The sequence below is a fragment of the Allotabrizicola aquatica (SeqCode) genome, from assembly GCF_965194375.1.
Lineage (GTDB): Bacteria > Pseudomonadota > Alphaproteobacteria > Rhodobacterales > Rhodobacteraceae > Tabrizicola_A > Tabrizicola_A aquatica.
The window spans coordinates 210,192-225,486 of record NZ_CBDAEL010000004.1 but is presented as its reverse complement, the minus strand read 5'-3'; the positions used below and the strand labels follow the sequence as shown (position 1 = coordinate 225,486).

The 15,295-nt window shown below is 61.8% G+C and carries 10 protein-coding genes; 6 read left to right on the top strand and 4 right to left on the bottom strand.

Annotated elements, in window-relative coordinates; all coding sequences use genetic code 11:
* Nucleotides 1-29: 29 nt before the first annotated feature.
* Nucleotides 30-2,501, bottom strand: a complete 2,472-nt coding sequence (locus AC72UB_RS08110) for a penicillin acylase family protein (protein ID WP_505189308.1) — start codon at nt 2,499-2,501, stop codon at nt 30-32.
* Nucleotides 2,502-2,627: 126 nt separating this feature from the next.
* On the opposite strand from AC72UB_RS08110, the gene AC72UB_RS08105 reads away from it, so the two are divergent.
* Nucleotides 2,628-3,491, top strand: coding sequence for an NAD(P)-dependent oxidoreductase (locus tag AC72UB_RS08105; protein WP_505189307.1), 864 nt, complete (start codon nt 2,628-2,630; stop codon nt 3,489-3,491).
* 106 nt (nt 3,492-3,597) lie between these two features.
* Here AC72UB_RS08105 and AC72UB_RS08100 read toward each other — a convergent pair whose 3' ends face one another.
* Nucleotides 3,598-4,164: a lipid-binding SYLF domain-containing protein gene (locus tag AC72UB_RS08100; protein ID WP_505189306.1), complete on the bottom strand. Its 567-nt coding sequence runs from the start codon at nt 4,162-4,164 to the stop codon at nt 3,598-3,600.
* A 115-nt stretch (nt 4,165-4,279) separates the two neighbouring features.
* Entirely contained in the window at nt 4,280-5,278 is a 999-nt protein-coding gene (gene hemB, locus AC72UB_RS08095) for a porphobilinogen synthase (protein WP_505189360.1), read from the bottom strand.
* A 128-nt stretch (nt 5,279-5,406) separates the two neighbouring features.
* Between hemB and AC72UB_RS08090 the strand changes: the two genes are divergently transcribed.
* Together AC72UB_RS08090 and mfd are read left to right on the top strand one after the other, a co-directional pair.
* Nucleotides 5,407-5,931 carry a component of SufBCD complex gene (locus tag AC72UB_RS08090; protein ID WP_505189305.1) on the top strand — a complete coding sequence of 175 codons (525 nt, stop codon included), beginning with the start codon at nt 5,407-5,409 and terminating at the stop codon, nt 5,929-5,931.
* Between the two features lie 3 nt (nt 5,932-5,934).
* The gene (gene mfd / locus AC72UB_RS08085) at nt 5,935-9,381 is read left to right on the top strand and encodes a transcription-repair coupling factor (protein ID WP_505189304.1); all 3,447 of its coding nucleotides are present in this window, start codon (nt 5,935-5,937) and stop codon (nt 9,379-9,381) included.
* A gap of 12 nt (nt 9,382-9,393) precedes the next feature.
* On the opposite strand, the gene AC72UB_RS08080 is transcribed toward mfd, so the two are convergent.
* Nucleotides 9,394-10,134, bottom strand: coding sequence for a DsbA family protein (locus AC72UB_RS08080; protein WP_463288520.1), 741 nt, complete (start codon nt 10,132-10,134; stop codon nt 9,394-9,396).
* An 84-nt stretch (nt 10,135-10,218) separates the two neighbouring features.
* On the opposite strand from AC72UB_RS08080, the gene AC72UB_RS08075 reads away from it, so the two are divergent.
* The 3 genes from AC72UB_RS08075 (at nt 10,219) to AC72UB_RS08065 (ending at nt 15,276) form a co-directional block, all read left to right on the top strand.
* The gene (locus tag AC72UB_RS08075; RefSeq protein ID WP_505189303.1) at nt 10,219-11,358 is read left to right on the top strand and encodes a pyridoxal phosphate-dependent aminotransferase; all 1,140 of its coding nucleotides are present in this window, start codon (nt 10,219-10,221) and stop codon (nt 11,356-11,358) included.
* 37 nt (nt 11,359-11,395) lie between these two features.
* Nucleotides 11,396-12,616 (top strand): N-acetylmuramoyl-L-alanine amidase, encoded by a 1,221-nt coding sequence (locus AC72UB_RS08070; RefSeq protein ID WP_505189302.1) that lies wholly within the window; start codon nt 11,396-11,398, stop codon nt 12,614-12,616.
* A gap of 104 nt (nt 12,617-12,720) precedes the next feature.
* Nucleotides 12,721-15,276 (top strand): penicillin-binding protein 1A, encoded by a 2,556-nt coding sequence (locus AC72UB_RS08065; protein WP_505189359.1) that lies wholly within the window; start codon nt 12,721-12,723, stop codon nt 15,274-15,276.
* Nucleotides 15,277-15,295: the final 19 nt, after the last annotated feature.

The following is a 15,295-nucleotide window of genomic DNA, read 5'->3' as shown; positions in this document are numbered from 1 at the left end:
CCCGCTCATCTGCCTCGGCGTGCTACCCCCTATCGCCCCTCAGGCGTCAACATCGTCACCCCCACCGCGGCCGCGCGGGCCAAGGCGGGATCAAGGCTCATCGGAATATACTCGCCGCGCCGCCACAGCTCGGACAGGTCATCATAGAACCGCGACAAGGGATGGCCTGACTGGCCGGTTGAGACGATGAACACCGAACTGTCAGGATCGGCAAAGTCATAGACCCCGCGATAGGCCCCGGCATGCACATTCCAATAGGGCTCTGGCCCGGTGCCTTTGGTGCGTCCGCGCATCAAGGTGGTGTCGCCGCCGCTGGAGGATTGGCGGATGTTCACAAAGAACCGCAGACCCGGCACCTCGCCCAGAACCGGATGGTCATGGGTGGCCTGATGCGCATCGCCCCAGCGCCAGCTTTCAAGGTTCGGACCCCAGCGTTCCACCAGCCCCAAGAGCGCCTCATCCAGCGCGATGCGGGCAATGTCGGTGCAGGTTTCCACCGCCGCTGATTGGATCACATCACACCAGACCGAGGCCCCATCGATGTTCTTGTAAACCCGCTCCAAAAACAGCGGTTCGGGATGCGTGAAGCCATCGGCCAAAGGCCCGATCTCATCGCGTGCCAGCCGGTCTTGCAAGGCGCGCAGCCACGCCTCGGCGATTAAGGGTTCGGGCATATGCTCATTCATCTCGCCGTTCCACTCGGCCAAAAGCGTCAGCGCACGCTGGCGCAGGCGTTCGGGCGTCCCTTCGGGGGCGGGTTCGCCCGTGAACCACAGATCCGCCCCGATCAAGGGCAGGATGTTGCGCGCCGTGGGCGAGACGGTATCAAGTTGCGCTTCGATGAAACTGTCGCGTGTATGCACCTCGCGCGCGGTCATTAGCGCCAGCCAGCGTTGGACGCGCTGGGTATCGCCCCAGTCGAACGAGACATGGTCGGGGAATGGGCGGTCGACGGTCTTGTTGTTGGTGTTGCCGACAATGCCGCTGGTGGGGTTCATCGCGCTGGGGTTGGTCGCATAGGGCTGTACGCCCGTCCAACGGTTCGAACCCTCCCATCCCGGCGCGGGCATCCGGCCTTGGGTCACGTGTGAGGCATCGCGCTGGGGCACAGCTCCGATCGTCTGCAACGCGATCGAGGATTGGTCAGCCAGCGTCAGGTTTTGGCTTGGGGCCACGAACAATCGCCCCGCCGCCATAGCCTCCGCCACCGATTGCGCCGTCATCAGCCGCAGCCCCGCCATCATCGAGGTGTCCGCCCCCGAAAGGGCCGTCCATTGCAGCGCGGCCACGGTGCCGGGTGGGGTGACCGAGGCCAGATCGTAATGGGTGCCCGGCAGGATCGGGCCGCTTTCGCTCCACCTTTGGGTGATGGTGATCGGCGCCTCATCTTTCACCGTGATGATGGTCTGCGCGGTGCGAAACGGCTTTGGTCCTTCGGGTGTCAGATATTCCTCGGTGTTGTCAGGATTGACCTTTTCCATCACCACATCCTGATCATCGACATAGGCTGAGGTCAGGCCCCAACCCAGCTTGTCCGACCGGCCCACCAGCATCAGGGGCATCCCCGGAATGGTGCCGCCAATCACGCCACCTGTAGGCAGGTCCAGCCGCGCCAGATACCAGATGGACGGCGCGGTTAATCCCAGATGCGGGTCATTGGCCAAGAGGCTACCACCCGCAGCCGAACGGCTGGGCAAGGCGGCAAAGGCGTTTGAGGCTCCGGCAAAAGCGCGCGAGACAAAGGGGGACAAAGGCTCATCTAGATAGGCCATCGCGTTGGGGTTCGGCGCGGCATAGGGGCCGGGCATCAGGCTGGCATAGGGGGGCAGAGCTGCAATCCCCTGTGTCGGGTCCTCCGGCAGAATATCGGCCAGACGCGGCGGCGTCAGGATCTGCGAAAGCTGCGCGCGCTGAACCTCGGATTGCAGATGCGACGACATCTGCAGTGCCATCAGCTTGACGATAGCGATGGAATCCGCGGGTGCCCAAGCCGAGATTTCATTGGAAAACAAAAAGAACTCAGGCGCGCCGCGGCCCCGCGCTCCGGCGTTCACCTCGTTGATCCAGGCATTCACGCCTGCCGAATAGGCCTCAAGCACGGTTGTGGTCCGCGCGTCCTGCGCCGCAACCGATTGCAGCGACAGCTCATAAAGATCGAGCCGCCGCAACAGCTCGTCAATCTTCATCGTGCGGGCTCCGAAAATCTCGGACAATTTCCCCTGCGCCGTGCGCCGCAGCATTGTCATCTGCCACAGCCGATCTTGGGCATGCACAAAGCCCAAGGCATAGAACACGTCGGCCTCGTTCCCCCCAAAGATATGCGGAACATTGGCATTGTTGCGCACAATCTCGACCGGGGCCGAAATGCCCTCCAGCGTGAAGCTTTCCGAATAGTCGGGCAACGAGCGTGACAGGACGTAATAGGCCAGCCAACCTGCCAGCAGGATCAGAAGAACAAGGCCGGTGAACAGGCGCAAGGTCCAACGAAAGGCAATCAGCATACGAGCAATCCTTGGGGCACTCAGGGGGACAATCCGGGGACAATCCGGGGGGCGGTCCTTGACGACATGGCCCTGATGCAGTCCTAGTGCATCGGCACGCGATCGGCAATCTTCTGGGGAGGCATCATGGCAAAACTGGCGTTTTTGGGTCTTGGGGTCATGGGCTTTCCGATGGCGGGGCATCTGGCGGCCAAGGGCCATCAGGTGACGGTTTACAACCGCACGCCCGCCAAGGCCGCCGCTTGGGTCGCCAAACATGGCGGCGCCTCGGCGACCACCCCGCGCGAAGCCGTTTCGGGGGCGGACTTCGTCATGGCTTGCGTCGGAAATGACGATGACCTGCGCCAGGTGTGCCTTGGTCCCGATGGGGCCTTTGCGGGCATGTCCAAAGGCGCGATCTTTGTCGATCACACCACGGTCTCGGCTCAAGTCACGCGCGAACTCGCAGCGCTTGCGGCCTCCCACGGCTTTGGCTTTGTCGATGCGCCGGTGTCGGGCGGCCAAGCCGGGGCAGAAAACGGTGCCTTGTCCATCATGTGCGGCGGGCCAGACGCCCAGTATGCCGCGACCGAGCCGGTGATGGCGGCCTATGCCCGCATCTGCCGCCGGCTGGGCGAAACTGGGGCCGGGCAACTGGCCAAGATGATGAACCAGATCTGCATCGCAGGCCTCATGCAGGGCCTGTCCGAGGCTTTGGCCTTTGGTCAAAAAGCCGGGCTGGATGGTGCGGCGGTGGTCGAGGTGATCAGCCAAGGGGCTGCGGGCAGCTGGCAAATGGTGAACCGCCACAAGACCATGCTCGCCGACACCTTCGATTTCGGCTTTGCAGTGGATTGGATGCGCAAGGATCTGAAAATCTGCCTTGAGACCGCCGACCAGATTGGCGCGGCACTGCCGGTGACCGCACTGGTCGATCAGTTCTACAAGGATGTCCAACTGATGGGCGGAGGGCGCAATGACACCTCAAGCCTGATCCGGCGCCTCCGTTAAGACCGCCGCACAAGGGCTTGCGCCTTTTAAAATACTCATCTTTTCGGACAGGGATAAAAGCAAAAGTGGGGGCCACGCGCCCCCGCTTTCACCTTATGGCTGCGTCTCAGGGAATGATGCGCGTATACTTTACGCCCGCCAAAGACGCCCCGGCAATCAGCCCCTGCTGGCCAAAGATCAGCCCCACCACCGGATCCATCTCGGTGGTTTCCTTGCCGATTGAAGCGCCTTCTTTCGGGATGGCATAGCGAATGTCGGCCGAAGCTGCCCAGCCGTTGGCGCGGCGGAAGTCTTGCAACGCGGCATCGGTCATGAAGAAGAGGGCATGGGCATATTGCTGCGCGCCGATCTGCAAGCCGATCGATGCGCGCGTCGCGGCATAGTAATCCACCGTCGCCCCGCCAACCTGCAAGGCACCACGGCCATAGCTGCCGCCAATGCCAAAGCCGGCTTCGGTGACCAGCGGCATGTACAAAACGCCAAGCGCCTTTTGTTCAAGATCGCGGGTGCCGGGATAGGTTTGGAACAGGTAGGATTTGGTCGCCTGAACCCGGGCATCAATCTGCGCGGCCCCGTTCGAGCCTACGCCGTTGCCCAAGATCGCCCCATTGCAGGCCGCCAACAAGCTGGCGCCGCCGAGGGCCAATACTGTCCGTCGTGAAATCTGGGTCATGTTCTGTGCTCCGCCTCGGTTTTCGGGGTGTTTCCCCCGTTGTCATGCAGCTTAACGGGCAAACCCCGCCCTGTCACCAGCACAGATGAACACTCGCGGCTTCCCGCTTGCGCCCTTACAAGCCCGCGCGGATCAACTTTGCAACCCGAGGGGCGAAATAGGTCAGCACGCCATCACAGCCCGCGCGCTTGAACGCCATCAGGCTTTCCACCATCGCCTTGTCGCAATCGATCCAGCCGTTCTGCGCAGCGGCCATGATCATCGCATACTCGCCCGACACCTGATAGGCAAAGGTCGGCGCGCCAAACGCGTCTTTCACCCGGCGGCAAATGTCGAGATAGGGCATGCCGGGCTTGACCATCACCATATCCGCGCCTTCGCGCAGGTCACGCTCAACCAAACGGAGCGCTTCATCGCTGTTGGCGGGGTTCATCTGATAGGTTTTCTTGTCGCCCTTCAGCGCACCCGTCGCTCCCACCGCATCGCGGAACGGGCCATAAAAGGCGCTCGCATATTTCGCGGCATAGGACAGGATCGCGACACCCTGATGCCCCGCGCCCTCCAGCGCGCTGCGCATGGCGCCGATCCGGCCATCCATCATATCTGACGGTCCTAGAATATCGGCCCCCGCCTCGGCCTGCACCAAGGCCATCTTGACCAGCGCCTCGACCGTCTCGTCGTTCAGGATGACACCATCTACCACCAGCCCGTCATGGCCGAGCGCGTTATAGGGATCAAGCGCCACATCCGTCATCACGGCAATGTCGGGCACCGCCGCCTTGATGGCGCGAATCGCGCGGTTGGTCAGGTTCTCGGGGTTCCAGGCTTCTTCACAGCCCACGGTTTTCACCGAAGGGTTGGTATAGGGAAACAAGCAAATCGCCGGAATGCCCAAGGCTGCCGCCTCTTCAGCGGCCTTGACCACCAGATCAAGGCTCAACCGTTCGACCCCCGGCATGGAGCCGATGGGCTGGCGCGTGTTGACCCCGTCGCACAGAAACACGGGCCAGATCAGATCGCCCAAAGACAGGCTGTTTTCCTGCACCATCGCACGCAGCGCAGGGCTGCGCTTCAGGCGGCGAAAGCGGTGGCTGGGCGAGGCGACTGGGGTCATGGCGGTCTCGTTCGGCTGGGGCATGGCTGCGGGCGGAAAGGGCTTGCGATTGCCCGTCTTGCCTGCCATGGAAATGCCAGCGCCTCAAGGTGAGATTTCAACGCGGTTTGCAGACGGGCTGAGCTTCGGTGGACTGGTACAACGTCATTTTCGAACTGATCGACATGCGGTCGTTTTCGAACCTGTGGTACTGGATCGTGCTCGCGGTCTTGTGGTCCACCGCCAGCCATTGGGTGCTTGGCGTTCCCTTTGACATGATCAGCCGCGCCAAACGCCAAGGTGGCGCGGCGCAGGATGATCTGGAAACCATGGTGCGGATCAACACCGGTCGGATGCTGTATATCGTGCGGACGACAGGGTCTTGGTTGGTGGCGTTTTGGGCCTTTATGCTGACCATGCTGGTCTTGCTGGGCTTCGCCTATGATATCGAATTCGCGCAGGCCGTGCTGTTTCTTTATGTGCCCTTCTCAGTGCTGATGCTTTTGTCGCTGCGCACCTCGTTGAGGATTGAGGCAGGTGAAGGGCAGGGTGAGGCTTTGCATCGTTGCCTGCATCGCCACCGGCTCTCGACGCAAATCTTGGGCATGATCTCAATCTTCGTGACCTCGCTCTTCGGCATGTATCAAAACATGCAAATCGGGGTTTTGGGGTAAGGCATGGCGTCGTCGCGGATCATTCTTGGCGGCGCGCCCGAGGGTTTTGACGCGCGCCTTCTGGCGCGAGAGGCCGAGCGGGGCGTCGCCGTTGTCCATGTCGCGCGCGATGACAAACGCATGGAGGCGATGCGGGCCGCCCTTAGCGTCATGGCGCCGGGGTTGTTGGTGCTGGAGTTCCCAGCTTGGGACTGTCTGCCCTATGACCGCATCTCGCCCAATCCCGAAATCGCGGCGCGGCGCATGGCCACGCTGGCGATGCTGTCGCATGGTCTTGCCGGCCCACTGGTGTTGCTGACCACCATGACCGCGGTCACCCAACGAATTCCCGCGCGTGATGTGATCCGGGGGGCGTCCTTTTCGGCGCGTGTTGGCACGCGGGTGGATGAGGGGCATCTGAAGGGGTTTCTCGCCCGCATGGGGTTTTCGCCTGTCTCCACCGTGGCTGAACCCGGCGATTATGCCATTCGCGGCGGCATCGTTGACATCTGGCCACCGGGCAACTCTGGCCCTGTCCGGCTGGATTTCTTTGGCGACACCTTGGACGGTTTGCGCCGTTTTGACGCTGTCACCCAGCGCACCACCGAAAAGCTGACCGCCATTGATCTGGCACCGATGTCCGAGGTCATTCTAGACGATGCCGCCATCACGCGGTTTCGGCAAAGCTACCGGATAGAGTTCGGCGCGGCAGGGTCCGACGATCCGCTTTATGAGGCGGTGAGTGCGGGGCGCAAACACGCCGGGATGGAGCATTGGCTGCCGTTTTTCCACGCCCGGCTTGAGACGATCTTTGACTATCTGCCCGAGGCCTCTGTGGTGCTGGACGATCAGGTCACACCGTCGCGTTTGGCACGCTGGGAGGGGATCGACGATCAGTTTGACGCCCGCCGCGACGCCATGGCGCAAAAGGGGCGGATGGAGACGGTCTACAAGCCCATCGCGCCGGGGCTTTTGTATCTGGACGATTCCGCCTGGGAGGCTGCGGTGGCCGACCATCGGCTGATCCAGCTTTCCCCCTTGGCCCAATCGCCCGGCCCGGGTGTTCTGGATGCCGGCGCCCGGATCGGCCGCAGTTTTGCGCCAGAGCGGCAGCAAGAAAGCATCAGTCTTTTCGGTGCCTTGGCGGACCATATTAACGCTCTGCGTCAAGAGGGCCATGTGGTGATCGCCTCATGGTCGGAAGGTGCGCGAGAGCGGCTGGCGGGGCTTTTGCAAGATCAGGGCGTCCCCGGGGCGCAGCCGATCAAGGATCTGCGCGACTTGCCCGAGGGCAAGGGCGGGCTTTTCTTGATGATCTGGGCCTTGGAGGCCGGTTTTGTCGCGCCGGGACTGGCGGTCATTTCCGAACAAGACGTGCTGGGCGACCGTCTCGCCTCCAAGCCCAAGCGCAAGCGTAAGGCCGAGAATTTCCTGCGTGATGCCGAAAGTCTCAGCCCCGGCGATCTGGTGGTGCATGTCGAACATGGGGTCGGGCGCTATCTGGGGTTGGAGACGATCACCGCCTTGGGCGCACCGCATGCTTGTGTCAGCCTTGAATATGCTGAAGGGGCGAAGCTGTATCTACCCGTTGAAAACATTGAACTTCTTAGCCGTTATGGCCACGAAGAAGGTCTGTTGGACCGGCTGGGCGGTGGGGCTTGGCAGGCCAAGAAGGCCAAGCTGAAAGAGCGGATCAAGGAAATTGCCGACCGCTTGATGCGGATCGCGGCGGAGCGTGCTTTGCGCCACGCGCCGATCTTGGAGGCGCCACATTCCTTGTGGGAGGCCTTTGCCGCGCGCTTCCCCTATCAGGAAACCGATGACCAGTTGACGGCGATTGCCGATGTGGTGGCAGACCTTGAAAAGGGCAGCCCGATGGACCGTTTGGTCGTCGGCGATGTCGGCTTTGGTAAGACCGAGGTTGCGATGCGCGCGGCCTTTGTGGCGGCCTTGTCGGGCATGCAGGTGGCAGTGATCTGCCCGACCACGCTTTTGGCCCGCCAGCATTACCGCAGCTTTGCCGAACGCTTCCGGGGATTTCCGATTTCGGTTCGACCGCTGTCTCGTTTTGTCAGCGCCAAAGAGGCCAACCTGACGCGGGAGATGATGGGGGCAGGGACGGTGGATATCGTCGTGGGCACCCATGCGCTTTTGGCGAAGGCCGTGAAGTTCAAGAACCTTGGCCTTCTGGTCATCGACGAAGAGCAGCACTTTGGTGTGACGCACAAGGAACGGCTGAAAGAGCTGCGGTCCGACATCCATGTGCTGACGCTAACCGCCACGCCCATTCCGCGCACGCTGCAACTTTCGCTGACCGGGGTGCGCGATCTGTCGATCATCGCGACGCCCCCGGTCGACCGTCTGGCGATCCGCACCTATGTCTCGGAATTTGATGGCGTGACGCTGCGAGAGGCGCTGTTGCGGGAACACTACCGCGGTGGGCAAAGCTTCTGGGTCGTGCCCCGGATTTCTGATCTGCCCGAGATCGAGGATTGGCTGAAATCCAATGTGCCCGAGGTCACCTTCATCACCGCCCATGGCCAATTGGCGGCGGGCGATCTGGATGATCGGATGAACCAGTTCTATGACGGCAAATATGACGTGCTGTTGGCCACGACGATTGTGGAATCGGGGCTGGATATTCCCACCGCCAACACGATGATCGTGCACCGGGCCGACATGTTCGGTCTTGGACAGTTGTACCAAATACGGGGCCGGGTTGGCCGCGCGAAGACCCGAGCCTATTGTTATCTCACCACAAAACCCCGCAGCCCGCTGACGCCGCAGGCGATGAAGCGGCTGAAACTTTTGGCCAGCCTTGACAGTCTGGGCGCGGGGTTCAACTTGGCGTCGCATGACCTTGATCTGCGCGGGGCCGGGAACCTTTTGGGCGAAGAACAGTCCGGCCACATCAAGGAAGTCGGCTACGAGCTCTATCAGCAGATGCTGGAAGAGACGATCGCCAAGATCAAATCGGGTGAGTTGCAGGGGCTGGCGCAGGTCGATGACGGCTGGTCGCCGCAGATCAATCTGGGGGTCGCGGTGATGATCCCCGACGCCTATGTGCCGGATCTGGACATCCGGCTGGGCCTCTATCGCAGGCTGTCCAGCCTTGCCACCAAGGTGGAGCTTGAGGGCTTTGCCGCTGAGTTGATTGACCGCTTTGGTGCGATCCCGAAAGAGGTCAACACCCTGATGCTGATCGTGCGGATCAAGGCGATGTGCAAACGCGCAGGGATTTCGCGCATTGATGCGGGGCCAAAGGGCGCGACCTTGCAGTTCCACAACGACAAATTCGCCAATCCGGCCGGGCTGGTCGAGTTCCTGCGTGAACAGGGACCGGCGGCCAAGGTGCAGGGCAACAAGGTGGTTCTGATGGGCGAGATGAAGTCGGAGGGCGACCGGATCAAAGGCGCCTTTGCGATTGCCAAGGCCCTGGCCGAAAAGGTGGTTCAGGCCAAGAAGGCCTGAACCGACAGGCGGTTAGCCACGCTGCCCGGCCACAATCTGGCGCATGCCATCCAAGGGCACATAGCCGCGCACCATGGTCTGATCGATGACGAAGGTCGGCGTGCCCTGAATTTCCATCGTGGTGGCAAGCGCATGGTTCGCCTCGATCACCGACATCACCTCGGGCGTGGACATGCGCGCAAGGATCGGAGCAGGGTCAAGCCCCAGATCGGTTGCCATCCCGCTGAGAGTGGCCTCATCCGGGTTGCCGCGCAGTGCGATCAGCGCGTCATGCGCCGCTTTATAGGCCTCGGGTCCGTGCAGTTGCAAAACCGAGATGGCAAACTGCGAAGACTTCAACGAGTCTTCCCCAAGAATGGGGAATTCTTTCAGAACAAAGCGGATATTGCCGTCGGTTTTCACCAGTTCGGCCACCTCGTCATGGGCCCTTTTGCAATAACCGCAGCGGTAGTCGACGAATTCGACCAGCGTGATGTCCCCCTCAGGGTTGCCACCCACCCATGAGGCCGGATCGTTGAAGATGGCGTCTTTGTGTGTGGCCAGCATTTCAAGATCGCGGTTGGCTGCGTTGGCTTCTTCGCGGCCTTGGAGAACATCCATCACCTCGACCAGTACTTCCGGATTTTCTAGAAGATAGCTGCGCACCTCTTCGCCAAAGGCGGCGCGTTCAGCGTCGGTCATTTCGCCCAGACCCCCGGCGAATGCGGTGGTGCCCAACAGGCAGGCAGACAGGGCAAGGACAAAACGGCGCATCAGGCTTCCTTTGATCTTGGGACGGCGGGCTTGACCATCTGGCCCGCCATAGGGTCTATGGCCCGAGAGCTTAAGGGGCAGCGGATGCAAAGATCAAGACGCGGGCAGGTCGATCCCTTTATTGTGATGGATGTGATGGAGGAGGCCCGCGCGCTGGAGGCGTCGGGGCGACACATCATCCATATGGAGGTGGGCCAGCCCGGCACGCCTGCGCCCTTGGCCGCCCGGGCGGCGGTGGCAGCGGCGCTGGAGCAGCCCTTGGGCTATACGGTCGCCTTGGGTCTGCCCGAGCTGCGCCGGGGGATCGCGTCCCTTTATCAACGCTGGTATGGCGTGGATCTGAACCCCGACCGGGTGATTGTGACGTCGGGGTCCTCCTCGGCCTTTCTCTTGGCGTTTTCGGCGCTGTTTGATGCGGGGGACCGCGTGGGCTTGGGCGAACCCGGCTATCCGAGCTATCGCCAGATCCTGCGGGCGCTGAGCCTGACGCCTGTTGGAATCCCCACGCGCGAGGAAAACCGGTTGCAGCCTGTTCCCGCCGATCTGGAAGGGGTGGATCTGAAGGGCCTGATCGTCGCCTCGCCCGGCAATCCATCGGGCACTATGCTGTCGCGGAATGCGCTGACGGCGCTGATGGATCATGCGGCTGGACGTGGGATTTCCTTTGTGTCGGACGAGATTTACCACGGGCTGCATTATGGGGATCGTGCCGTGTCGGCGCTGGAGATTAGCGACGAGGCCTATGTCATCAACAGTTTTTCCAAGTATTTCAGCATGACCGGTTGGCGGCTTGGCTGGATGGTGGTGCCTGAGGATCACATCCGCACCTGCGAACGCTTGGCGCAAAACATGTTCATCTGCCCGCCGCATGTCAGCCAAGTGGCGGCGCTTGCCGCCTTGGACTGTGTCGATGAGTTGGAGGCCAATCGCGCCGTCTATGCCGAGAACCGCCGGTTGATGCTGGAGGGGCTGCCGAAAGCAGGCTTCCACCGCATCGCGCCGCCGGATGGGGCGTTTTACATTTATGCGGATGTGTCGGACCTGACGTCAGACAGTTTGCAGCTGGCGCGCGACATCCTGCACGGGGCAGGGGTTGCCGTCACGCCGGGACTGGATTTTGACCCTGTTCGGGGCCGGACCACGCTGCGGTTTTCTTATGCGCGGGCCACGTCAGATATTGCCGAGGGGCTCGCTAGGCTGCGACAGTTCATGACAGGTCGGTGATTTGCCGATGGGTCGGATTTTGAGTATTTTTGCCAAGATGAAATGGTTGGTCGCGATTTTGTTGGTGGCGCTGTGCCTGCCCGTTGCGGCGCGGGCGCAGGAACTTTCTGCTTTGGCCCGGATCGAGCCCGCGCAATCCTATATCCGAGATGCGGGCCAAGGGGCTGAGATCCGCTTTTCGCTGTCGCAACCGGTGCCGTGGCGCGTGCGGTTCCGCGCCGATCCGCCGCGTTTGGTGTTGGATGTGCGCGAGGTGGACTGGACGGGGGTTGAGGGGGTTCTGCAGACCTCTGACCATGTGAGGGCCGTGCGGGCGGGGGTGTTTCGGCCGGGTTGGTCGCGGCTGGTGTTGGAGCTGTCGGGGCCAATGGCGCTTTCGCTGGCTGAGATGTCGACGCAAAATGACACAAAGCTTGCGCTGCGGCTGGACCCGACTTCGGCTGAGGCCTTTGCGGCGGCCGCAGCCCAGCCCGAATTGCCCGGCTGGGGGATGCCCAATGTCACCGATCTGGCCAAGCCGCCAGCGCGCGTGCAGGGGCGGTGGATTGTGGTTCTGGACCCCGGCCATGGCGGCATTGATCCGGGTGCCGAGCGGGATGGCCAGACCGAGGCCGATCTGGTCTTGCAGTTCGCACGGGAGTTTAAGGAAATCTTGCTGCGCGACGGTCGGTTTCAGGTGGTGATGACGCGTGACAGTGACCATTTCGTGCCTCTTGAGGCGCGAATTTCCATCGCCCGCGCGGCGGCGGCGGATCTGATGCTGTCGCTGCATGCCGATGCTTTGAGTGAAGGCGAGGCGGTGGGGGTGACGCTCTATTCGCTGTCCGAGGAGGCCAGCGATGCTGCGTCCGCCGCCTTGGCCGAACGTCATGACCGCGATGATCTCTTGGCTGGCGTGGATTTGACCGCGCAGGATGATTTGGTGGCCACCGTCTTGATGGACATGGCCCGCACTGAAACCGGACCCAAGATCGACCGGCTGGCCACGACCTTGGCAGGTGCCATCACAAAGGCGGGGCTGCCTATGCACCGCAGGCCGCATCAGAAGGCCGGGTTTTCTGTGCTGAAATCGCCCGATATTCCGTCATTGCTCATTGAGCTGGGGTTCATGTCCTCGGCCTCGGATCTTAAACGGCTGAACGATCCGGGCTGGCGTGCCAGCATGGCTGAGGCGCTGCGCACAGGCATTGTGGCGTGGGCCGAGGCGGAGGCAGCGATCAGCCGATTGGCGCCCCGAGCGGCCCCCGCCGGCGACTGACCGCAGATGATGTGCCGCGCGCCCGGATCGTGTTTTGACCTTTGGTCGCGGCGCGCCTATAGAGGGCCAAATTGGCGTATGTCGTTGCGGTGGGGATTGCCGGCGTGATCAGGTTCATTGGCTCGTTCTTCGGGGCCATCTTTACCATGGTAACCATGGGGCTTCTCTTTGGGGCCCTGTCGATTGGTGGCATTTTCTATATCTACTCGTCAGACCTGCCGAGCCACGAAAGCCTTGCCCAGTATACCCCGCCCACCATCAGCCGGATTTATTCGGGCGAAGGCAGGATCATCGACGAATTCGCCCAAGAGCGGCGGTTGTTTGTGGCCTCTGAGGATATACCCGAGCTGGTGAAGCAGGCCTTCGTGTCAGCCGAGGACAAGCATTTCTACACCCACAAGGGCTATGACGTGACGGGCATGATCTCGGCCTTTCGCGATGCGGTTGTCAGCCGGGGCGCAAATCTGCGCGGGGCGTCGACGATTACCCAGCAGGTGATGAAGAACTTTCTTCTTGATGGCTCGCGCAGTGTTGAGCGCAAGATCAAAGAGATCATTCTGGCCACAAGGCTGGAAGAGACGCTGTCGAAGGACAAGATCCTTGAGCTCTATCTGAACGAGATCTTCCTCGGTCAAAACAGCTATGGTGTGGCAGCCGCCGCCCAGACCTATTTCAACAAGCCGCTGACCGCTCTTGCCCCGCATGAAGCGGCGATGTTGGCCTCTTTGCCAAAGGCCCCCGGTGAGTTTCACCCCGTGCGCGGCAAAGACCGTCTGCTAGAGCGGCGGGACTATGTGCTGCGCGAGATGTGGCAAAACGGCTATATCAACGAGGCCGCCTATCTGAGTGAGCGCAAGCAGCCGCTGCGCTCGGTGCAGAACGGCGATTATCCGGCCTTCCGCGAGGCGCTGCCGCCGCGCAGCTATTTCACCGATGAGATTCGGCGTCAGTTGTCGGGCACTTTTGGGGAAGAAGAGTTCTTCGGGGGCGGCCTGTCGATCCGCGCCACGGTCGAGCCGGAACTGCAGGCGGTGGCTGCCCGGGCGCTGCGGCGCGGGTTGGAGAAATATGACCGCGGTCAGGGTATCTGGCGCGGCACGGGCAAGACGATTGCGGCTGACAAGCTGGCGGTCGAAGCCGATTGGCGCGCGGCTTTGGCGGAAGTGCCGGACCTGCCGCGCGATGTTGAGGGCTGGCAGGCGGCGGTGATCCTTGAACTGGGCGAGGATTTCGCCCGTTTTGGCATGGAGGGCGATCTTCAAGGCCAAGAGCCGACCATCCCGGCCGAGGATGTGACCTGGGCGCGCAAGCTCCTGCAGGATGGGAAGCTGGCGAAAAAGGCTAAGGTGCCGGGTGATCTGGTATCGGTCGGTGATGTGGTCATGGTGCGCGCCGTCACCAGCGAAGAGGATGGCAGCTTTCAGCACTGGTCCTTGCGGCAGGTGCCCGAGGTGCAGGGCGGCTTGATGGCGATGGACGTTGAAACGGGCCGCGTGATCGCCATGCAGGGCGGGTTCAGCTATCAGGCTTCGGTCTTCAACCGCGCCACACAAGCGACGCGGCAGCCGGGGTCAAGCTTTAAGCCCTTCGTGTATGCCGCCGCTTTGGATTCGGGGTTCACCCCGGCCACCATCGTCGTGGACGCGCCGATTGAGATTGAAACGCCCGAGGGGCTTTGGACGCCGAAGAACGCCTCGAACAAGTTTTACGGCCCCACACCGTTGCGGACCGGGATTGAGCAAAGCCGAAACCTAATGACCATTCGGATTGGGCAAGAAATCGGCATGGATCTTGTGGCGAGCTATGCCGAGAAATTCGGCGTTTACACCAACATGAACCCGTTCTTGGCCAATGCGCTCGGGGCGCAGGAATCCACCCTGTTCAAGATGGTGGCGGCCTATGCCATGTTCGCCAACGGTGGCGAGCGGGTGGAGCCGACGCTGGTCGATCGGGTGCAAGACCGCTTTGGCAAGACGATCTATCGCCATGATCAGCGCCAATGCGTCGATTGCGCCTTGCCGACCTTGCCTAAAGGGCAGGGCGTCACCATCAAGTCTGACCGGGAGCGGGTGATGGATGCCATCACCGCCTATCAGCTGACCTCGATGATGGAGGGCGTGGTGATCCGGGGCTCGGGCTCGCGGGTGAGGCTGCCGGTTCCGGTGGCAGGCAAGACTGGCACCACCAATGATGCCAAGGATGTCTGGTTCATTGGCTATAGCTCTGAGGTGGTGGCGGGCTGCTATATGGGCTTTGACCAGCCGCGGTCTTTGGGCGAAGGTGCTTTTGGCGGCACACTCTGCGTGCCGATCTTTCAAGAGTTCATGAAAGAGGCAGTTGCCACCTATGGCGGCACCGAGTTTGCCGTGCCGCCGGGTGGTTATTTCCAGAAGATCGACCGCTTCACCGGGGCAAAACTGCCTGCAGATGCCACCGGAGACAATGTGATTTCGGAATACTTCCGCGAGGGTGAAGAGGTGCTCTTCGGGCTTGATGCCCTTGTGGATGGCGGCTTTGCGATGGGGTCGGATCTGCCCTTGTTCGCGGCGGGTGAGACCGAGGCCGATCTTGTGGACACGGTCACCACCTCGGACGGGCAGCAGAAGTCGGTTCCGAAAAAGGCCAATTTCGGCACACTCAGCTCGGGCGGGCTTTACTAGCGGCCAAAGCGGGCAGGCG

Excerpts from the sequence above, each read along its gene's own strand:
- AC72UB_RS08110 (WP_505189308.1), bottom strand. The coding sequence starts at position 2,501 with ATGCTGATTGCCTTTCGTTGGACCTTGCGCCTGTTCACCGGCCTTGTT.
- AC72UB_RS08105 (WP_505189307.1), top strand. The coding sequence starts at position 2,628 with ATGGCAAAACTGGCGTTTTTGGGTCTTGGGGTCATGGGCTTTCCGATG.
- AC72UB_RS08100 (WP_505189306.1), bottom strand. The coding sequence starts at position 4,164 with ATGACCCAGATTTCACGACGGACAGTATTGGCCCTCGGCGGCGCCAGC.
- hemB (WP_505189360.1), bottom strand. The coding sequence starts at position 5,278 with ATGACCCCAGTCGCCTCGCCCAGCCACCGCTTTCGCCGCCTGAAGCGC.
- mfd (WP_505189304.1), top strand. The coding sequence starts at position 5,935 with ATGGCGTCGTCGCGGATCATTCTTGGCGGCGCGCCCGAGGGTTTTGAC.
- AC72UB_RS08080 (WP_463288520.1), bottom strand. The coding sequence starts at position 10,134 with ATGCGCCGTTTTGTCCTTGCCCTGTCTGCCTGCCTGTTGGGCACCACC.
- AC72UB_RS08075 (WP_505189303.1), top strand. The coding sequence starts at position 10,219 with ATGCAAAGATCAAGACGCGGGCAGGTCGATCCCTTTATTGTGATGGAT.
- AC72UB_RS08070 (WP_505189302.1), top strand. The coding sequence starts at position 11,396 with ATGAAATGGTTGGTCGCGATTTTGTTGGTGGCGCTGTGCCTGCCCGTT.